The sequence below is a fragment of the Pseudomonas sp. W5-01 genome (genome assembly GCF_046540435.1).
Lineage (GTDB): Bacteria > Pseudomonadota > Gammaproteobacteria > Pseudomonadales > Pseudomonadaceae > Aquipseudomonas > Aquipseudomonas graminis_B.
The window spans coordinates 923,518-942,983 of record NZ_JAXCIP010000002.1; the positions used below are offsets into that span (position 1 = coordinate 923,518).

The window sequence follows — 19,466 nt, forward strand, 5'->3', positions numbered from 1 at the left end:
AAAACCGGCCTTGGCCGGTTTTTTTATTGCACGCGCACGCGCTTAGTGCCGGGACTGCTCCACCTCCAGTTGCTTGGCCGCCTCGACACCCGAAGAACTGAGTTTGATGGGGTACTTCAGAGACCGATCCCCCTCACTGACGCGATGGACGCAGCCGTCGTGGATCAAGCCCGCCGTCTGCAAATGCTCCAGAGTGTCTGCGACTGCGTTCTCCCCCCTGTAGTTGTCCAGTACTTCTTTGCCCAGGCCTGCCGGGTGGGCGTGCAGCAATCGGGTCAGGACTTCCTGTTTCAATGCGTTGTCGATGGTCATGTTTACCTCGCTTTGCTGGTGTGATGAGCGCTGCTTGTAAATTCCGACCGCGTGAATCAGGGTTTGTTTGCAGTTTTCCTCGATCAGGTGCGTTTCCATCGCACCTGCGTGACGCCCAGGCCTTCCGCGCAAAGCAGCGCCAGTTTCACCGGGCCTGCGCAAATGTGGCCCTCGACTGCGCCCACCCCGGCGTGCAAGGTCGCAAAATGCAGCGCCTCACTTTCGCAGAGAGGGTTGCCGTGATGATTGAAGTACCGCGGCTCACCTTGAAAGCGGTAATGAATTACAAAATCCTTGTAGTCATTCATTGTCCTGGCCTGTAGGGGGGGGGCGTGCAGTGACGCCGGGTGAATAAGGGCTTCCTTGATGTACCGGACAGCCTGCGCGTCGACTGCATCGGCATTGCTGTCTTTTCATTTCGAGATCGATACAGGCTGATCAACTCTCAATGGGCCTCGGACCGTAATGCATCTCCACCCGAGACGGGCCGTCCGCAATCGGGTTGCGAGGCGACCAGCCGGCGCAGAATTGCACACCTCCCTGAGCGTTTAAAATCCCTCGCCGATGGGCGGCCATGTGCCATATCGATATGGATATTGCCCCTATATCCAGACGAATTGAACGGATGAAAAGGGCGTTTTCGAGGGGGCTGCCGGGGATCGGATCAGCCCGTTACAGTGACCGCTGGCAGCGCCGGAAATGTTTTGTGCGAAAAAGGCATATTGATGGCCCGCGCCGGCTGCCATTTCTGGAAAAATCCTTTTTTATCAATTAATTCCGGGATGAAATGTGTATGCGCAGTGTGGGCTTGGCCGTGGTGGCGGCTTTTCTGGCAGCGGTGTCCGTCACCGCGCACGCCAAGGACCTCAGCAAGAACGACCTGCAGGTCTGCAAATGGGGAGCGGGGGTCGCGGGGGCGGCGCAGCAGTCCAAACTCTCTGGGACGACCCTCTACAGCGCGCGCAAAAAGCTGCAGAGCCGCAAGTTCGCCAAACCGTGGATGAGCAAGATGGCGTTGGGCATCACGGAGCAGACTTACAAAAGCCCCTCGAAGCTGAAGCCCGCCGCTGTGAAGCAGACCTACTACGAGGGCTGCATTCAGCACGACCTGGCGCGTAAATGAGTCGGGAAGTCAGCCCGTTCTGGGCAGTCTCGCCTGCCACTGTGTGGCAGGCGAGTTGAGTGGGGATCAGCGTGCGCCGTTGCGGATCAATGGCAATTGCCTGCCAAGTGATAATGCTGCGCTTCTGCCGCCGCCGGGCTGTTGAACTCCACCCGGTTCTTCTCGGCGATCGCGTTGTACGAAGGGCAGTCCGGGCGGTGGTAAACCATGGTCTTCCTGTTGCCGCGAATCGCCAGCGTCAGGTTGGCCGGGCTGCCACCGGCACTCGCAGCGGGTTTCATCGGATTGCCCGCAGGGGGGCGGGCTTGCGCGGTGACGGCAGACGCGCTGGCTGCGCCGTTGCCGCCGCTCAGGTTGGCGCTGAGGAAAATCGGCGCGTGGTCGGACACGCTGTCACGGCCCTTGGCGTGGGTCAGGCCGAGGAATTTCGGGTAATCGAACACTTCGACCTTGTTCACCCGGATCGCCGACTGCTTGCTGATGAAGATGTTGTCGTAGAGGTTGGCGAATTTGCCATCTTTGGTCGACAGCGTGCTGGCGCCTTCCAGTACCAGCGGCCTGGCGCTGGTGTCGAGTTTGTCCCACGCCGGCGAGTTGGGCGGGGTGTTGAAGTCGCCCATCAGCATGATCTGGTTGTTGCCGGGGTAGGTTTCCTGCAACCAGGTCCAGTAGTTGGACAGCGCGACGATTTCCGAAGCGCGGTCCGCCTGGTTCTTGCCGTAGAGGATGTGCACGGTGGCCACGACAAAGGTCTTGCCGTCCTTGAGCGAGCGGAATTGTGCGGAGTAGGGCTCGCGCTCGAAGGTGTCGCTGCGGTCCAGGTAGCTTACGGCACCGTCTTCGTACGCAACGGCATCGTCCCGCCACACGAATCCGTACATTTCCTTGTATGACGAGCGGCCCACGGCATGGGAGGCCATCGAACTCCAGTGCTTGCCGGTCTGCCGGGTCAGCTCCTTGGCCAGCGCGTCCAGCGCGTCTTCACTCATCAATTCCTGAACGGCGAGAAAGTCGACCTTCCGGGCGACCTTGGCGATGCCCTCGAAGTCCTTGTTCGGGCGCACGCTCAAGTGCTCCAGGTTCCAGGTGCCAATATTGACGTCAGCGTAAGCGGTTTGCAGGAAGGTAAAAGCCAAAAGCAGAGCAGCACAAAATCTGAGCATGTTATCCAACTGGGTCGTTCATCGAGGTGGGTTCGGGTTGCAGGTTAATCTTCCTTGGGCACCGTCCAGAAAATCTGCACGCCGCCGTCGTCCCGCCAGGCCAGGGTCACGTTGTCGTTCTCGTCGATCTCTTCCAGCAACTGTTTCCAGTCGTCTTCGAGTTCGTCCGGGAGCCTGAAAATCAGCGCCGCGCGGGCTTTCTGCGCACTCTGCGAGTTGATGATCTTCTGGACCCGCACGGCCATGCGCTCGTAGTGCCCTGGCGATGCTGCCGTTGATACGTCGGTGTCAGACACGAAGCGACCCTCCTGCTTGCTGTATGCGCATACAGTATTTGAGTGTCAGACGTTTCGCAACAGCGGATCGGACAAAAACCTGCTTTCACCCAAGTTGCTGATTTTTCGGCTGATTGTGCAGATGGCGAACCAAACTCGATCACGTTGATCTGATCTGCTAGATGACGATTGATCGCTTGCGCGCACCACGCCCGAGCCACACCCCTCAGGAGACTTTATGAAAATCCAATCATTGCTGATGCCCGTCGCGTTCGCCTGCTGTGCAGCGTTGGCCGGCTGCTCAACGTCGACTGTCATTACTCTGCAGAACGGTACGCAGTACGTGACCAAGGACGCGCCGAAAACCAAGAGCAAAGACGGTTTTTATGAGTTCGAAGACATCTCCGGTAAAACCATCCGCGTGCGCGCTGACGAGGTGGCTACCGTCAAAGAAGAGGATTGAGTCGCGTCAGGGCCCGGCTGTTACGGCTACCGGGCCATGTGTGTGCAAACTCATCCCGATCTGAATGGAACGCCATTGCATCGCCGTCGCTCTAAGCGATGCAATCTGCTCACGATATTTCCTGTCAGGCCCTAATTATGGATAGCCCACCCAACACCGGGTTCAGCGCAGCCCCCCTGCGCTTTCTAGCCAACGGCGGTGCGGTCGGTGATCTGCTTCAGTCCCCCTTGATGGATGGCTCGCCCCTTGGCGTGCCCGCCGACTGGCCCGACGGTCTAAAAACCCTGATGGGCACGATCCTTCCCGTGCAGGCGCAGATCGTGCTTTTCTGGGGGCCCGAATTTGTCGCGCTCTACAACGATGCCTATGCACCGAGCATCGGTTCGAAGCATCCCCGCGCCCTTGGTCGGCCTGCGATCGAGAACTGGCGCGAACTGTGGGACGACCTTGAGCCACTGTTGCGCGGTGTGCGGGAAACCGGGCAAACGTTTGCTGCCAAGGACCGTGCGTTCTACATCGAACGGCATGGCTACGGCGAGACCGTCTACTTCGACGTCTCCTACTCTGCAGTGCACCAGAACGACGGATCCGTCGGCGGTGTACTCTGCGTTGTCACCGAAACCACCGAGCGTGTGCATTTCGAGCGTCGTCAGGCGCTGCTGCTTGAACTGGGCCAGGCGCTGCCCTCCATTCGCGACCCCGAGCAGATCAAGGCAGACGTGATCCGGCGTATCGGACAAGAGCTGGGCGCCGCCCGCGTCCATATTGCGGAAACGGACGAGGAGAGGGGCGATTTCGTCATTCTCCGTGAATACCGTGAGGGTGAGGTGGCGGCCCGATCAGGGCTGATCTCCGTGAGTCATGACACCTGTTCTGCGTTGCACCAAGGCATTACCGTGCAAGCGCTGGTGAAGGGCGACGCCGTTCGCGCCAACCCTGACGCCCCTGCCTCTCAATCGACCGTCACAACGAGTCTGGCCGTGCACGTCCCGTTGATGCGCCATGACACATTGGCCGGCGTGTTTACCGTTGAGTTCGAAGGGCAGCGGGTCTGTAGTCCCCACGACATCCACCTCATCGAGGAAACAGCCAAGCTGGGCTGGCAGTGGATCAACCATACGCGGGCTGAAGCGGCGCTGCACGCCAGTTCCGCGCAACTGGCCGGGATGTTCGAGCAGGCGGGTGCCGGCATTGCCTTGTGTGATCACCGAGGCGTGTTTCAGCAGGTCAATGATCGCTACTGCGACATCATGGGTCTGCAGCGCCGGGCGATCGCCGGCCGTTCGATCCTTGAATTGCAGAAGGATCTGGCAGCCGGCGCGCAGCCGATGTTCTACGAGAACTTTCTGACCGCCGAAGCGCCCTTCGAACTGACCCAGCACCATGTGCGGGCGAACGGCTCTGTGGTCTGGGTGCAGACCCACGTCACGCCGCTGCTCGATGCCCAGCAGCAGGTCAGCGGGCTGCTGTTCGTGTGCGTGGACATCTCGGCGCGGGTCGGCGCGGAACATCAACTGATCGAACTCAACGAAAGCCTTGAACAGCGCGTCGCTACCATGGTGTCCGAGCGCGAAGCGGCCATTGCGCTGCTGCACGAGTCGCGCAAGATCGAGATGGTCGGCCAGTTGGGCGGCGGCATCGCCCACGACTTCAATAACCTGCTGACGCCTATCATGACGTCGCTGGAGTTGCTGAGGCGCCAGCCGGTCAGCAATGATCGCTCCCATCGGCTGATCGACGCGGCGCTGCAGGCGGCGGATCGCGCGCGGATTCTGGTGGGCCGTCTGCTGACCTTTGCCCGCCGGCAGACGCTCAAACCCCAAGTCGTGGCCCTGGACAGTCTGGTCAACGACATGCGTGACCTTATCCAGCGCTCGCTCGGCCCGACCATCGAAGTGATTGTCGAGATTCCTGCAGATCTGCCCAACATTCTCATTGACCCCCATCAGCTTGAACTGGGGGTGCTCAACCTCGCGGTCAACGCCCGTGACGCGATTGCCGAACGCGGCTACCTGAAAATCAGTGCGCGACCTGAAGTGGTGGCCGGCAGTCCGGGGCTGGGTCCGGCGCCCGCACAGGGTTGCTACGTCAGGCTGACGGTCTCGGATAACGGCAGCGGCATGAGCGAGGGAGTCCTGCAACGCTGCGTTGAGCCTTTCTACTCAACCAAGGGCGTCGGCAAGGGCACCGGCCTCGGGTTGTCGATGGTGCAGGGGCTGGCCCTGCAATCCGGCGGTGGTTTTGATGTTCAGTCCGCGCCGGGTCTCGGCACGCGGGTTGACATCTGGCTGCCGGTTTCCAGTGCGCAGGTGCTGACACCGGCAGAAGGCGAGGGCGACTCAGCGCCTGGCGCGGACCACCCTTTTCACGTGCTGGTGGTGGACGATGAGGAACTGGTCCGCTACACCGTTGCGCTGCAACTGCGTGACCTGGGCTATCAGGTGACCGAAGCGGCGTCGCCGTCCGCCGCCGAGCACATGGTCAGCGCCGGCTTGCGGCCGGACGTTCTCATCACTGATCAGCTGATGGCGGAAAAAAGCGGCACACAGCTCGCCGTGAGCCTGCGCGAGGTCTTGCCTGCGCTGCCGGTGCTCGTGGTCACGGGTTACACCCGTGAATCGGCAACGCAGATTGCCGGTTTCGACGTGCTGGCCAAGCCGTTCACCCGCGCTGACATCGCGTCGAAAGTGGCGCAGGTGATCAACGAGCGCACAGCCCCGGCATGGATCAGCGAGCAGGCGGGTTACGTCCCTTGACGGGCCAGGCTCCTCACGCCGGGTTCTGCTGCGCGTGAAGGGGCCTGCCTGCCTTTGCTGCCGCGCTTAAATGGCTCGGCCGATGGCTTGCTCGTAGCACGACAGGAAGTACTGCCACTGGGACTCGTCCCAGAACGAATGCCTTCTGAGCTGGGGGATGTCGTGACGCGCGGCGCCCAGGGTAGTGATCCGGCCGTGGGATTTTTCCAGATCCAGCAGCGCCAGCTCGAAGTCAAAGCGCGTGTCGGTGACGGTCGCCTTGATGAAGATGTGTTTGGAGCGCATGCAGCCGTGCTGCCATTTGCCCAGGTGCATCTTCGCCAGCGTTTCAGCGAGACGCTTGAAGAGACGCTGATGTTGCTCGACGCTCAGGCTGCTCGCGCCGCCCTGGGCATACCAGGTGTCGAGGTCGATGAAGCCGCCCAGGTCCTTGGTCACCAGGACGCCCTGCCATACACCGGCAACTTTGCGTGCGCCGTAGAACACAGGTCGTGGCGCGTTAACGCCCAGTTCCTCGAGCTTGGTCAGCGCGATGCCTTCACGCAGTGCAGTGGGGCGGCCGGTGGGGTAGCGCAGGCTGCGAAACAGGTGGCCGGTCTGGCGTTTGACGTAAAGCGTCTTGCCATCGTGCACCACGCGCTGCACACCGCTGGTGCCGTTGCGGCGCACATTCGGCGGCTCGACCCAAGGCCCCGAAGTGCCCCACCAGAACTCAAACTCGTTGTTTGCCCGACCCATCATGTGCTCCAAATACGGTAGAAATCTTTCTTCTGCATCGACTGCCATATTGCAGCGCGAGCCCCTCTGGCCGCCGCGGGCGTGATTAGTTCACTGCCGCTGAAGGAGATTGGCGAATGGCCATTTTGAAGGCGCCCAGCTTACTGGCTTGTCGCATCGATCACCTCCTCAAACCCGCGCCATTTACGCCATCCAACAGGCCGTATGTGCAGTGCCGGTCTGATCGGGGTCACAGCGTCAACCTCGTCGAACCTTCCATGGACGAAGACCTCTTGATCTAGGTCATGCCCGTTCGTCCCATTCTTGAGAAACTCTTGGAATTGCTGCCCCTGTGCGATATCCACCGTGCATAACCAAATAAGGAAATTTGCCATGATGTCCACACTTGAACTCTGCCATATCGTCGAATCAGGCTTTCTGCCTGCCAAATGCAAATGCACCATTGATGCCCAGGATCAAATAATGGTGCAAATCTTTGATCGGGAAAGGGGCCACGCAGATTTGCTCGCGGCGGGTATTCCGGTCAGTTCGCTCAACTCCAGCCGTGCCATTGCCAACCTGATTGCCAGGTTGAAGGATGACTTGAAACTGCATTCGGCCGGCCGCCGCGCAACCGCCTATCAGGAACGCGCGTAACTATTCAATTTCCTTTCTATCCTCCGATTCGGGGTGCAGGCCATCAGCACTGCAACGGTGATCGGAGGAGCCGGGCCATACCGGCCCATCCCTAGATTCCCTTGCTTTGCAGAGTTGACAAAATCCTAAACGATTCCCATAGTTTCGCTCACGCAAACGTTTGCGATTCCGTCGATCCTTCCCATGACGCGTAAACGCTGCCGATAACAACAATCATAATGTCGGAGTGATTCCATGAAGCTGCCATTCGCTGCACGCCTTCTTGCTGTTGCCATGCTTACTGCTTGCGCTGCAACCCTGCCTCTCTCTTCCGCCTTTGCCGACGACGCGAAAAAGCCCACCGTCGCGCTGGTGATGAAATCCCTCGCCAACGAATTCTTCCTGACCATGGAAGACGGCGCCAAGGTCTATCAGAAAGAGCATTCCGCTGACTTCGACCTGATTTCCAACGGGATCAAGAACGAGTCCGACACGGCGGCGCAGATCGACATCGTCAACCAGATGATCGTCAAGAAAGTCGACGCGCTGGTCATCGCCCCGGCCGATTCCAAGGCTTTGGCGTCGGTCCTGAAAAAGGCCATGGATGCGGGCATCAAAGTCGTCAACATCGACAACCAGCTCGACGCTGATGTGCTGAAAAGCAAGGGCATGGAAGTGCCTTTCGTAGGCCCGAACAACCGCAAGGGCGCCAAGCTGGTGGGTGACTACCTGGCCAAGCAGCTGGCAGCGGGTGATGAAGTCGGCATCATCGAAGGCGTGCCGACCACCACCAATGCGCAGCAACGCACCGCGGGCTTCAAGGACGCGATGGACGCTGCGCAGATGAAGATCGTCTCCACGCAGTCCGGTAACTGGGAAATCGACAAGGGCAACGCCGTCGCGTCCGCCATGCTCAACGAATACCCGAATCTGAAAGCGCTGCTGGCCGGTAACGACAGCATGGCGCTGGGCGCTGTCTCCGCCGTTCGTGCGGCGGGCAAGGCGGGCAAGGTTCAAGTCGTCGGCTACGACAACATCAACGCCATCAAGCCGATGCTGAAGGACGGCCGCATTCTGGCCACCGCTGACCAGTTCGCTGCGCGTCAGGCCGTGTTCGGTATCGATACCGCCCTGAAGATGGTCAAGGGCGAGAAGCTCGAGATCACCAACGGCGTGATCGAAACCCCGGTCGAGCTGGTCACCAAGCCGCAATAAGCCGCTCTGGTTTTCACCCGGCACTGTTCACCTCAGCAGTTTTTCAAATATGTACCGCCTGCCCGTGAGGGCAGGCGCGTGGAGATCGTTATGTCAGCGTCTGCTCAGGCCGCTGTTCTATCTGTCAGTGGTATTGGCAAAACCTACGCCCAACCCGTACTCGGCGACATCGACCTGACGTTGATGCGCGGGGAAGTGCTGGCCTTGACCGGCGAAAACGGCGCCGGCAAAAGCACCCTGTCGAAAATCATCGGCGGTCTGGTCACCCCGACCATCGGCCAGATGCAATTTCAGGGGCAGCCCTACCAGCCTGCCAGTCGCACCCAGGCCGAAAAGCTTGGCGTGCGCATGGTCATGCAAGAACTCAATCTGTTGCCGACGCTGTCGGTGGCGGAAAACCTGTTTCTCGACAATCTGCCCAGCCGCGCAGGATTCATCAATCGCCGCAAGCTGCGCGAGGACGCGATCAAGGCCATGGCCCAGGTCGGCCTCGAGGCCATCGACCCGGACACATTGGTCAGCGAACTGGGGATCGGCCATCAGCAGATGGTCGAAATCGCCCGCAACCTGATCGGCGACTGCCACGTGCTGATCCTCGACGAGCCGACAGCAATGCTGACGGCGCGCGAGGTGGAAATGCTCTTCGAGCAGATCACCCGCCTGCAGGACCGTGGCGTTTCCATCATTTACATCTCCCACCGCCTGGAAGAACTGGCCCGTGTTGCCCAGCGCATCGCTGTGCTGCGTGACGGCAAGCTGGTGTGCGTCGATGCCATGGCCAATTACAACAGCGAGCAGTTGGTCACGCTGATGGTCGGCCGCGAACTGGGCGAGCACATTGACCTGGGCGAGCGAAAAATCGGCGCGGTGGCGCTATCGGTCAAAGGCTTGAATCGCTCCGACAAGGTCCGCGACGTGTCCTTTGATGTCCGGGCTGGGGAGATCTTCGGGATCTCCGGTCTGATCGGCGCCGGGCGTACCGAGTTGCTGCGGCTGATTTATGGCGCCGACGTGGCAGACAGCGGCAGCATCGAGGTCGGCAGTCCGTTGCGCAGTGTGCAGATCAAATCGCCAGTGGACGCCGTGGGTCATGGCATTGCCTTGATCACCGAAGACCGCAAAGGCGAGGGCCTGCTGCTGTCGCAATCGATCAGCGCCAACATCGCGCTGGGCAACATGGACGCCATTTCCAGTGCCGGCGTGGTCAACGGTAATTCGGAGATCGCTCTGGCTCAGCGCCAGGTGGGAGCCATGCGCATCCGCAGTTCCAGCCCCACGCAACTGGTGTCGGAGTTGTCGGGGGGCAATCAGCAGAAGGTGGTGATCGGCCGCTGGCTGGAGCGTAACTGCCATGTGATGTTATTCGACGAGCCCACCCGCGGCATCGACGTCGGCGCCAAATTCGACATCTACGCGCTGCTGGGCGAACTGACCCGTCAGGGCAGGGCGCTGGTAGTGGTTTCCAGTGATCTGCGCGAGCTGATGCTGATCTGCGACCGCATCGGCGTGCTGTCCGCCGGGCGCCTGATCGACACCTTCGAGCGCGACACCTGGACCCAGGACGAACTGCTTGCCGCTGCCTTCGCGGGCTATCAAAAACGTGATGCGCTGCTGTCTGAAGCCGCGCCCAGGATCGACTGATGAAAACTTCTACTACTCCTGCCGCGCTGCCGTCTCCGGGCAAGCGCAGCGGCAACTACTTCGGCCTGGGCACTTACCTGGGGCTGGCAGGCGCCTTGCTGGCGATGATCGTATTGTTCTCGTTGCTCAGCGATCATTTCCTTTCGTACGAAACCTTCAGCACCCTGGCCAACCAGATTCCCGACCTGATGGTGCTGGCGGTCGGCATGACGTTCATTCTGATCATCGGCGGCATCGACCTGTCGGTCGGTTCGGTGCTGGCGCTGGCGGCGTCGGCGGTCAGTGTCGCCATGCTCGGCTGGGGCTGGGGCGTGTTTCCATCGGCGTTGCTGGGCATCGCCTGTGCAACGGCGGCCGGTACGCTGACCGGCTCGATCACCGTGGCGTGGCGCATTCCCTCCTTCATCGTTTCCCTCGGCGTGCTGGAAATGGCACGGGGCGTCGCGTATCAGCTGACCGATTCACGCACTGCGTACATCGGTGATTCATTTGCATGGCTCTCCAACCCGTTCGCCTTCGGCATTTCGCCGTCGTTCGTCATCGCCCTGATCGTCATCTTCGCGGCCCAGGCCGTGCTGACGCGCACCGTTTTCGGCCGCTACCTGATCGGCATCGGCACCAACGAAGAAGCGGTGCGTCTGGCGGGCATCAACCCCAAGCCGTACAAGATCCTGGTGTTCTCGCTGATGGGGCTGCTGGCGGGCGTCGCCGCGCTGTTCCAGATTTCACGCCTGGAAGCCGCCGACCCCAACGCCGGCTCAGGCCTTGAGCTGCAAGTGATTGCGGCGGTGGTCATCGGCGGTACCAGCCTGATGGGTGGGCGCGGCTCGGTGATCAGCACCTTCTTCGGCGTGCTGATCATTTCGGTACTGGCGGCAGGGCTGGCGCAGATCGGCGCGACCGAGCCAACCAAACGCATCATCACCGGCGCGGTCATCGTCGTCGCCGTGGTCCTCGACACCTACCGCAGCAATCGCGCGCGGCGGCGCGGCTGACATGGCAACCATCAAGGACGTAGCGGCGATTGCCGGGATTTCCTACACCACGGTGTCCCATGTCCTTAACCGCACCCGACCGGTCAGCGAAGCCGTGCGCAAGAAGGTCGAGGCCGCCATCGTGCAGCTCGACTACGTGCCCAGCGCCGTCGCGCGGTCGCTGAAGGCCAAGGCCACGGCGACCATCGGCCTGTTGATTCCCAACGGCATCAACCCGTATTTCGCCGAGCTGGCTCGGGGCATCGAGGATTACTGCGAGCGTAACGGCTTCTGCGTGATCCTCTGCAATTCCGATGACAACCCCGACAAGCAGCGCAGCTACCTGCGCGTGCTCCTGGAGAAACGTGTCGACGGCCTGATCGTGTCGTCGGTTGGCGGCGGTGACAGCGTCCTTGAGGGTTTGTCGGCGGTGCGCACACCGCTGGTCATCGTCGACCGCGACCTGGACGGCGTCACGGCTGATCTGGTGCGCATCGATCACGAGCTCGGCGCTTATCTGGCGACGGCCCATTTGCTGTCCCTCGGACACCGGCACATCGCCTGTATTTGCGGCCCGGTACAGACCAGCGTAGCGAAGATGCGTCTGGCGGGGTATTACCGTGCAATGCAGGAAGCCGCGGTCGACGTCCCGGAAAGCTGGGTGGTGGAAAGCGATTTCACTGGCCACAGTGGCTATTGCGCAGCGGTCAAACTGCTGGAGCAGGATCCGCCGACGGCGATTTTTGCGGCCAACGACATGGTCGGCATCGGTGTGTTGCGCGCCGCTGCCGAACGTAACGTACGGGTCCCGGTGGATTTGTCGGTCATCGGCTTCGACGACATCCAGATGAGCCAATACGTTTACCCGGCCCTCACCACCGTGGGCCAATCCATTCTGCAACTGGGCGAGCGCGCGGCCGAAGTGCTGCTGCGGCGGATCTCGGCGCGGGGCGAAACCCCTGTCGAACACCTGATCGTTGCACCGAGCATTGTGCTGCGCGAATCCACCGCGCCTCCACCCCGGGCATTCACCCAGCTTCGTTGAGCCGGGCGCGTTGCCCGGTCCAAAACAGTGTTCTGAAAGCGTTCTGAAGAGTAAACGTCATGCAAGCAAAAGTAGTGATAGTGGGCAGCCTGAACATGGACCTGGTGACGCGCGCGCCGCGTTTGCCGCGCGCCGGAGAAACCCTGGCGGGGCAGTCGTTCGTCACCGTGCCGGGCGGCAAGGGTGCCAATCAGGCCGTGGCGGCGGCGCGACTGGGCGCCAGTGTCGCCATGGTCGGCTGCGTCGGCGATGACGCTTACGGCGAACAACTTCGCGCTGCGCTGCTGGCCGAAGGCATTGACTGTCAGGCGGTGACCCGCGTCGCCGGGGAGTCCACCGGCGTCGCGTTGATCGTCGTCGATGACAGCAGCCAGAACGCCATCGTCATCGTGGCCGGCGGCAATGGCCACGTCACCGCCTCCGTGGTGGACAGCTTCGATGCCTTGCTGTCTCAGGCCGAAGTCATCATCTGCCAGCTTGAAGTGCCTCTGGACACCGTCGGCCAGGTCCTCAAGCGCGGCCACGAACTGGGCAAGACCGTCATCCTCAACCCCGCACCGGCCACGGGTCCGCTGCCGGCCGAATGGTTTGCCTGGATCGACTACCTGATCCCCAATGAAAGCGAAGCCAGCGCATTGACCGGTCTGCCCGTGGACAGCACGGCCAGCGCAGACGCCGCTGCCTCGGCGTTGCTCGCGGCGGGCGTCAGCAAAGTCATCGTCACGCTGGGCGAGCAGGGCGCCTTGTTTGCCAGCAAAACGCGTTCCGAGCACTTCCCGGCGCCCAAGGTACAACCCGTTGACACCACGGCGGCAGGCGATACCTTTGTCGGCGGTTTTGCAGCGGCGCTGGCCGATGGCAAGTCTGAATCTGAAGCCATTCGCTTCGGTCAGGTCGCGGCGGCGCTGTCTGTGACCCGGTCCGGCGCGCAGCCTTCCATTCCTACGTTTGCCGAGGTTCAGGCCTCTGCAGCACAAGGGCATTCATCATGAAAAAAACGCCACTGCTTAACATCGCCTTGTCCCGCGCCATTGCGTCTCTCGGCCACGGCGACATTCTGATGATCGTCGATGCGGGGATGCCTGTGCCCGCGGGCGTCGAACTCATTGATCTGGCGCTGACCCACGGTGTGCCTGACTTCGTCAGCGTGCTCAACGTGGTGCTGACTGAAATGCAGGTCGAGAGTCATGTCCTTGCCGAAGAGATGCTGTCGAAACAGCCGCCCGCCTTGGCCACCGTCACTGCATTGCACGCCTCGGGCGACCTGGGCGAGCAACGCCTGATGAGTCATGACGCGCTGAAACACCTCAGCCGTGGCGCCCGGGCTATCATCCGCACCGGCGAATGCCAGCCGTACACAAACATCGCGCTGGTAGCAGGCGTGGTTTTTTAACGCTCATCTTTCCGATTGAGCAGTCAGGAACAAGGAGTTCCCATGAAGACGCATCATCATTTTTTCACCGGACTGATCAGGAGTGCCGCGCTGTTGGCCATTTTATCTGCCACGTCGGCGCATGCCGCCGAAAAGCGCGACGTGATCATCGACACTGACCCGGGCGCTGACGACGTTGTCGCCTTGCTGCTCGCGCTGGCGTCGCCGCAAGAACTCAATGTCATGGCGATCACCACCGTGGCGGGCAACGTGCGTATCGATAAGACCTCGCGCAATGCCCGGCTGGCACGGGAATGGGCCGGTCGCGAAGAGGTGCCGGTGTACGCCGGTGCAGGCCGGCCGCTGGTGCGCACGCCGATCTACGCCGAGAACATCCACGGCAAGGAAGGCCTGCCCGGCGTAGAAGTGCATGAGCCGAAGCAGCCGCTGGCTGAAGGCAATGCCGTGCAATACCTCGTCGACACCCTGAAGAAAGCTGCGCCCCACAGCATCACCATCGCCATGCTTGGGCCACAGACCAACCTGGCGCTCGCGCTGATTCAGGCGCCGGAGATCACCCAGGGCATCAAGGAAGTCGTTGTCATGGGCGGCGCCCATTTCAACGGCGGCAACATCACCCCGGTGGCCGAGTTCAATATCTACGCCGACCCCGATGCGGCGAAAGTGGTGCTGGCCAGCGGTGTGAAGCTGACTTACGTACCGCTGGACGTCACCCACAAGATCCTTACCAGCGAAGCGCGGCTCAAGCAGATCGATGGCCTGAACAATAAGGCCGGCAAGCTGGTCAGCGACATTCTCAACGAGTACGTCAAGGCTGACATGGTCCATTACGGCCTGCCCGGCGGGCCGGTACATGATGCGAGCGTGATCGCCTGGCTGATCAAGCCGGAGCTGTTCAGCGGCCGGCAAGTCAATCTGGTGATCGACAACCGTGAAGGCGTCACCCACGGCCAGACCATTGCCGACTGGTACGACACCCTCGCGCAGAACAAAAATGTGTTCTGGGTGGAAAATGGCGATGCCCAGGGCTTTTTTGACCTGCTGACCCAGCGCCTCGGCCTTTTGAAGTAAATCAGCCGTGCTGCGCCCCGTGGCATCCCGCTACGTGGCGCAGAGCAACCAGAGTGCACACCGTGTCTATCGATCTCAATAACCCCGTTTCCTTTACCCACGACGCGGTCCGGCAAATGATCGCGGCGGCGCGGGATGGCGTGCACAATCAGTTGCGCGTCAGTCGCGACGGCCATGCCTGGATCTCCAGCGACGCGGTGGGCGGCGTGGACATCGGCGGACTGCTGTTTCGCCTGGAAACCTGGGCTGCCGGGTCAGGGTGCGTCGGCCCGGTAGCGGCCAGCGATGCGGTCTGGGTGACGCAGATCTACAACGCCCTTCGCGATAACTGGGCCAACCCCACCACGGACTACGTCGACGTCTATTGAGTCGCGCTCGTCCTGTGCAGCGCGTCCTGCGGGCACGGCTTTAACGTTTTGTCACGATTGATTGCGCCCGGCAGACGATGCCTGGGGCAGACTCCTGCGCTGCCTGCGACGGGGCGCGCTTGTATGGCCTGGCCCGGACGCGGCGAAACGAAGCCGCTCGACCGCTGTCGCAGAGGTTCAGCTTTGAATAAATGTTAGGAGGTTGTATGCCCTGGAAATACGCATCATCAGGTCTGGTGCTCGCTGCAGCGCTGCTGGCCGGTTGCAGCAGCACGTCGGAGTCTTCGAGCCAGCCTGAGGACAGCGCCGCCAGTTCCCCGGTCAGTTCCGCTGGTGGCTATGCCCGTTGTGATGCGGCAGCGGTGCAGTTCGCCGTCGGCAAGCCAGCTTCAGCGGCATTGCTGGATCAGGCGAAGGCCAAGGCTGGCGCGCAGACAGCCAGAGTGCTCGGGCCCAACGACATCGTGACACTGGAATACCGCTCGGACCGTCTGAACCTGAACACCGATGATTCCGGGAAGGTCAACCGCGTCAATTGCGGGTAACGTCACCGCAAGATGAAATCGCAGGCATAAAAAAACCCCGTCAGTGACGGGGTTTTTTCAGATCGCTGGGATTACTCCGCGCGAACCTGAGCAGCTTGCATGCCCTTTTGGCCTTTCTCAGCCACGAAGGAAACAGTCTGGCCTTCTTTCAAGCTTTTGAAACCGTCGGATTCAATGGCTTTGAAATGTACGAAAAGGTCGTCGCCGCCACCCTGTGGGGTGATGAAGCCGAAGCCTTTTTCATCGTTGAACCATTTTACGGTGCCGGATTGGCGATTAGACATGGTGTATCTCCAGGAACATAATTTTCAGTAGTGCTGTGTTGCTCAGGCCAACTGGGCACACGAGCGCTATCATAGTCGAATTGTGTGAATGCTGGACTTTTTCAATTAGAACTTTGCGTCAACATCTTCGATATAACGCCCCAAATGGGCACTTCGGGCCTTTTCAGCCCCATTGGCTCGTGTGGCCGTCAACCCTTCCATTGGCCCTGAAACCCGCTGAATTCACGGCCTTCAGGGCATCGCCCCATGGGCGTTCCTTTACGCCCCGGTCGGGGGCATCAAGGAAATGTAAATTTTTTATTTTTTGCCGCTCAGGCAGTTTTTACTCACTGCAGCCTGCAGGCGAGAGGTCATATCGGTACTGGGAGGCGTCGTTTTGTCATTCAGCGACGCGATCTCTTTGTCCGAGAAGTTCTGGTTGATCTGCTGAGCGCCGCACTCGCAGTGCGCTTTGACTGCACTGGCGTCCATCGACGGATTGCTCTGGGTGGCTGCGGTGGTGCATTCATTCATGTAGCTGGTCTTGGTCTTCGCGTCCATCGCGGCATGAGCGCTGAGGGGCAGGGTCAGGGCCAGCGGGGCGAGGAGGGCGGCAACGCGTAGAAGCTTCATGGTGGATTCCTTTATGTCGGTTTTGTCGTTGGGCCGTTGAGGTTTCAGGCCTTGAACGTGTACTACCGATAATCTGAGGCCTTCAATGCGCACCAGTTCCGTGGACCTGGCAACGCCCGATGCGGTTGCCGTCGGCATAAGCCGCCCTCTACCGTTTAGCTGACCCTGCCGTCACCCTGTGATAGCATGCGCGCCTGCAGATTAGCTCGCGTCTCGCGGGGCCCCGTTGCCCTGCTGCAAGTCTGTCGATTTCGTAAGTTCCAGTCACTCTGGTTCGGTCTTCAGGTTGGCCTTCGGGCTCCTGCCACTGTGAGGCAGGCATACCACCGAATCGCGTACTGGCTCTATCCCACCCACGTGACCTTTGGTAGGGGTCACCACTAGGAGAGGAGGCGCCATGCCAACTATTACTCTTCCCGACGGCAGTCAACGTTCTTTCGATCACCCGGTATCCGTTGCCGAGGTCGCAGCCTCCATTGGCGCAGGCCTGGCCAAAGCCACCGTGGCCGGCAAGGTCAATGGTCAACTGGTTGATGCCAGCGACATCATCGATACCGATGCGAGCCTGCAAATCATCACCCCCAAAGATCAAGAAGGCCTGGAGATCATTCGTCACTCCTGCGCGCACCTGGTGGGCCATGCCGTCAAACAGCTCTATCCGACTGCCCGGATGGTCATCGGCCCGGTCATCGATGATGGCTTCTATTACGACATTGCCTACGAGCGTCCTTTTACCCCGGACGACATGGCGGCGATCGAGCAGCGCATGCAGCAGCTCATCGAAAAGGATTACGACGTCATCAAGAAGGTCACGCCGCGCGCGGAAGTGATCGAGGTGTTCACGTCCCGCGGCGAAGACTACAAGCTGCGTCTGGTCGAAGACATGCCGAACGAGCAGGCGATGGGCCTGTATTACCACGAAGAATACGTCGACATGTGCCGCGGTCCGCACGTGCCGAACACGCGTTTTCTGAAGTCATTCAAGTTGACCAAATTGTCCGGCGCCTACTGGCGCGGCGATGCCAAGAACGAGCAGTTGCAGCGCGTTTATGGCACGGCGTGGGCCGACAAGAAGCAGCTGGCTGCTTACATTCAGCGCATCGAAGAAGCCGAAAAACGCGATCATCGCAAGATCGGCAAGCGTCTGGGCCTGTTCCATACCCAGGAAGAAGCGCCGGGCATGGTCTTCTGGCACCCGAACGGCTGGACGCTTTACCAGGTTCTCGAGCAGTACATGCGCAAGACCCAGCGCGAGAACGGCTACCTCGAGATCAAGACGCCTCAGGTCGTCGACCGCTCGCTGTGGGAGAAGTCCGGCCACTGGGCCAACTACGCCGAGAACATGTTCACCACCGAGTCGGAAAACCGCGACTACGCCATCAAGCCGATGAACTGCCCGTGCCACGTACAGGTATTCAATCAGGGCCTGAAAAGCTACCGCGAGTTGCCGCTGCGTCTGGCCGAATTCGGCGCTTGCCACCGCAACGAGCCCTCGGGTGCGCTGCACGGCATCATGCGCGTGCGGGCGTTCACCCAGGACGACGCGCACATCTTCTGCACCGAAGAGCAGATGCAGGCTGAATCCGCCGCGTTCATCAAGCTGACCATGGCCGTTTACGCCGATTTCGGTTTCAAAGACATCGAAATGAAGCTCTCGACCCGTCCGGAGAAGCGTGTCGGTTCCGATGAATTATGGGATCGCGCCGAGTCCGCACTGGCTGCAGCCCTTGACAGCGCTGGTCTGCCGTACGATCTGCAGCCGGGCGAGGGCGCGTTCTATGGTCCGAAGATTGAATTTTCTCTCAAGGATTGCTTGGGTCGCGTCTGGCAATGCGGTACTCTGCAGCTCGATTTCAACCTGCCGATCCGTCTGGGCGCCGAATTCGTGTCGGAAGACAACGGTCGCAAGCACCCGGTCATGTTGCACCGCGCAATCCTTGGCTCCTTCGAGCGCTTCATCGGAATCCTGATCGAGCATTACGAAGGCGCCTTCCCGGCGTGGCTTGCTCCAACTCAAGCAGTGATCATGAATATCACTGATAAACAGGCTGATTTTGCCCTTGAGGTGGAAAAAACATTGGCGCAAAGCGGATTCCGTGCCAAGTCCGACTTGAGAAATGAAAAGATCGGCTTTAAAATCCGCGAGCATACGTTGCTCAAAATTCCGTATCTCCTGGTGATTGGGGATCGGGAGGTTGAAACACAAACTGTCGCTGTGCGTACACGTGAAGGCGCAGACCTTGGCTCGATGCCGGTCGCCCAGTTCTCGGAGTTCCTTGCACAAGCGGTTTCCCGGCGTGGTCGCCAAGATTCGGAGTAATTATTATTAAGCGTGAAATGAGACAAGATAAACGAGCTGCACCGAAAGCCCCGATCAACGAGAATATCTCGGCACGTGAGGTTCGTTTAATTGGGGCTGAGGGTGAGCAGCTTGGGATTGTGTCAATTGAAGACGCGCTTCTTAAGGCTGAAGAGGCCAAGCTGGATCTGGTGGAAATTTCCGCCGATGCAGTACCCCCTGTTTGCAAACTGATGGACTACGGCAAATCGATCTTCGAGAAGAAGAAGCAGGTTGCTGCCGCCAAGAAGAATCAGAAGCAGATCCAGGTTAAAGAAATCAAGTTTCGTCCAGGGACGGAGGAAGGGGATTACCAGGTAAAACTACGCAACCTGGTACGTTTCCTGAGTGACGGGGACAGGGCCAAGATTTCCTTGAGATTTCGCGGTCGTGAGATGGCCCACCAGGAGCTGGGGATGGAGCTGTTGAAGCGGGTTGAAGCTGACCTGCTCGAATACGGCTCGGTCGAACAGCATCCTAAGATGGAAGGACGCCAGCTGATCATGGTCATCGCCCCGAAAAAGAAGAAATAACC

22 protein-coding genes are annotated in these 19,466 nt (G+C 60.3%); 15 read left to right on the forward strand and 7 right to left on the reverse strand.

The annotated features are described in order from the left end of the window. Window positions 1-42: 42 nt before the first annotated feature. Both SLW75_RS09550 and SLW75_RS09555 read right to left on the reverse strand, forming a co-directional pair. Window positions 43-312, reverse strand: a complete 270-nt coding sequence (locus SLW75_RS09550) for a hypothetical protein (RefSeq protein ID WP_369318100.1) — start codon at window positions 310-312, stop codon at window positions 43-45. Between the two features lie 83 nt (window positions 313-395). Continuing rightward, window positions 396-620 carry a DUF6555 family protein gene (locus tag SLW75_RS09555; protein ID WP_410934304.1) on the reverse strand — a complete coding sequence of 75 codons (225 nt, stop codon included), beginning with the start codon at window positions 618-620 and terminating at the stop codon, window positions 396-398. Window positions 621-1,105: 485 nt separating this feature from the next. Here SLW75_RS09555 and SLW75_RS09560 point away from each other — a divergent pair, with 485 nt between their 5' ends. Next, window positions 1,106-1,435: a hypothetical protein gene (locus tag SLW75_RS09560; protein WP_065991512.1), complete on the forward strand. Its 330-nt coding sequence runs from the start codon at window positions 1,106-1,108 to the stop codon at window positions 1,433-1,435. A gap of 86 nt (window positions 1,436-1,521) precedes the next feature. Here the strand turns inward: SLW75_RS09560 and SLW75_RS09565 are convergent, their stop codons facing one another. Both SLW75_RS09565 and SLW75_RS09570 read right to left on the reverse strand, forming a co-directional pair. Further along, window positions 1,522-2,598, reverse strand: a complete 1,077-nt coding sequence (locus tag SLW75_RS09565; RefSeq protein ID WP_410934305.1) for an endonuclease/exonuclease/phosphatase family protein — start codon at window positions 2,596-2,598, stop codon at window positions 1,522-1,524. A 44-nt stretch (window positions 2,599-2,642) separates the two neighbouring features. Beyond that, window positions 2,643-2,843, reverse strand: a complete 201-nt coding sequence (locus tag SLW75_RS09570; protein ID WP_065991514.1) for a DUF1654 domain-containing protein — start codon at window positions 2,841-2,843, stop codon at window positions 2,643-2,645. A 268-nt stretch (window positions 2,844-3,111) separates the two neighbouring features. Here SLW75_RS09570 and SLW75_RS09575 point away from each other — a divergent pair, with 268 nt between their 5' ends. Together SLW75_RS09575 and SLW75_RS09580 are read left to right on the forward strand one after the other, a co-directional pair. Continuing rightward, on the forward strand, window positions 3,112-3,336 hold the full coding sequence (locus SLW75_RS09575; RefSeq protein ID WP_410934306.1) for a YgdI/YgdR family lipoprotein: 225 nt from the start codon (window positions 3,112-3,114) through the stop codon (window positions 3,334-3,336). 137 nt (window positions 3,337-3,473) lie between these two features. Continuing rightward, window positions 3,474-6,092, forward strand: a complete 2,619-nt coding sequence (locus SLW75_RS09580) for a PAS domain-containing protein (RefSeq protein ID WP_410934307.1) — start codon at window positions 3,474-3,476, stop codon at window positions 6,090-6,092. A gap of 66 nt (window positions 6,093-6,158) precedes the next feature. Here SLW75_RS09580 and SLW75_RS09585 read toward each other — a convergent pair whose 3' ends face one another. Beyond that, window positions 6,159-6,830 carry a lipopolysaccharide kinase InaA family protein gene (locus SLW75_RS09585; protein ID WP_410934308.1) on the reverse strand — a complete coding sequence of 224 codons (672 nt, stop codon included), beginning with the start codon at window positions 6,828-6,830 and terminating at the stop codon, window positions 6,159-6,161. Between the two features lie 372 nt (window positions 6,831-7,202). Here SLW75_RS09585 and SLW75_RS09590 point away from each other — a divergent pair, with 372 nt between their 5' ends. From SLW75_RS09590 to SLW75_RS09635, 10 genes are all read left to right on the forward strand, one after another. Next, window positions 7,203-7,466 carry a DUF1652 domain-containing protein gene (locus SLW75_RS09590; RefSeq protein ID WP_369318096.1) on the forward strand — a complete coding sequence of 88 codons (264 nt, stop codon included), beginning with the start codon at window positions 7,203-7,205 and terminating at the stop codon, window positions 7,464-7,466. Window positions 7,467-7,700: 234 nt separating this feature from the next. After that, entirely contained in the window at window positions 7,701-8,660 is a 960-nt protein-coding gene (locus tag SLW75_RS09595) for a sugar ABC transporter substrate-binding protein (RefSeq protein ID WP_065991520.1), read from the forward strand. A gap of 90 nt (window positions 8,661-8,750) precedes the next feature. Further along, window positions 8,751-10,301 carry a sugar ABC transporter ATP-binding protein gene (locus tag SLW75_RS09600; protein ID WP_410934309.1) on the forward strand — a complete coding sequence of 517 codons (1,551 nt, stop codon included), beginning with the start codon at window positions 8,751-8,753 and terminating at the stop codon, window positions 10,299-10,301. Beyond that, the gene (locus tag SLW75_RS09605) at window positions 10,301-11,296 is read left to right on the forward strand and encodes an ABC transporter permease (protein WP_065991522.1); all 996 of its coding nucleotides are present in this window, start codon (window positions 10,301-10,303) and stop codon (window positions 11,294-11,296) included. The genes SLW75_RS09600 and SLW75_RS09605 overlap by 1 nt, the downstream gene beginning before the upstream one ends. Window position 11,297: 1 nt before the next feature. Beyond that, on the forward strand, window positions 11,298-12,320 hold the full coding sequence (locus SLW75_RS09610; protein ID WP_410934310.1) for a LacI family DNA-binding transcriptional regulator: 1,023 nt from the start codon (window positions 11,298-11,300) through the stop codon (window positions 12,318-12,320). A gap of 59 nt (window positions 12,321-12,379) precedes the next feature. Next, the gene (gene rbsK, locus SLW75_RS09615; protein ID WP_410934311.1) at window positions 12,380-13,312 is read left to right on the forward strand and encodes a ribokinase; all 933 of its coding nucleotides are present in this window, start codon (window positions 12,380-12,382) and stop codon (window positions 13,310-13,312) included. Then, the gene (gene rbsD, locus SLW75_RS09620; RefSeq protein ID WP_369318093.1) at window positions 13,309-13,713 is read left to right on the forward strand and encodes a D-ribose pyranase; all 405 of its coding nucleotides are present in this window, start codon (window positions 13,309-13,311) and stop codon (window positions 13,711-13,713) included. The genes rbsK and rbsD overlap by 4 nt, the downstream gene beginning before the upstream one ends. A 42-nt stretch (window positions 13,714-13,755) precedes the next feature. After that, a complete protein-coding gene (locus tag SLW75_RS09625) occupies window positions 13,756-14,784 on the forward strand; it encodes a nucleoside hydrolase (RefSeq protein WP_410934312.1) in 1,029 nt (342 codons plus the stop codon). Between the two features lie 62 nt (window positions 14,785-14,846). Beyond that, window positions 14,847-15,152 (forward strand): hypothetical protein, encoded by a 306-nt coding sequence (locus SLW75_RS09630; RefSeq protein WP_065991527.1) that lies wholly within the window; start codon window positions 14,847-14,849, stop codon window positions 15,150-15,152. 206 nt (window positions 15,153-15,358) lie between these two features. After that, complete coding sequence (locus tag SLW75_RS09635; RefSeq protein WP_065991528.1) at window positions 15,359-15,697, forward strand: I78 family peptidase inhibitor; 339 nt, start codon at window positions 15,359-15,361, stop codon at window positions 15,695-15,697. Window positions 15,698-15,768: 71 nt separating this feature from the next. On the opposite strand, the gene SLW75_RS09640 is transcribed toward SLW75_RS09635, so the two are convergent. Further along, the gene (locus SLW75_RS09640; protein WP_065991529.1) at window positions 15,769-15,981 is read right to left on the reverse strand and encodes a cold-shock protein; all 213 of its coding nucleotides are present in this window, start codon (window positions 15,979-15,981) and stop codon (window positions 15,769-15,771) included. Between the two features lie 297 nt (window positions 15,982-16,278). Beyond that, window positions 16,279-16,593 carry a hypothetical protein gene (locus SLW75_RS09645; RefSeq protein WP_065991530.1) on the reverse strand — a complete coding sequence of 105 codons (315 nt, stop codon included), beginning with the start codon at window positions 16,591-16,593 and terminating at the stop codon, window positions 16,279-16,281. Between the two features lie 397 nt (window positions 16,594-16,990). Between SLW75_RS09645 and thrS the strand changes: the two genes are divergently transcribed. Both thrS and infC read left to right on the forward strand, forming a co-directional pair. Beyond that, window positions 16,991-18,913: a threonine--tRNA ligase gene (thrS, locus tag SLW75_RS09650; RefSeq protein ID WP_192131284.1), complete on the forward strand. Its 1,923-nt coding sequence runs from the start codon at window positions 16,991-16,993 to the stop codon at window positions 18,911-18,913. Further along, window positions 18,913-19,464 carry a translation initiation factor IF-3 gene (gene infC, locus SLW75_RS09655; RefSeq protein WP_172613086.1) on the forward strand — a complete coding sequence of 184 codons (552 nt, stop codon included), beginning with the start codon at window positions 18,913-18,915 and terminating at the stop codon, window positions 19,462-19,464. Before thrS ends, infC begins: the two co-directional genes overlap by 1 nt. The last annotated feature ends 2 nt before the right edge of the window (window positions 19,465-19,466 follow it).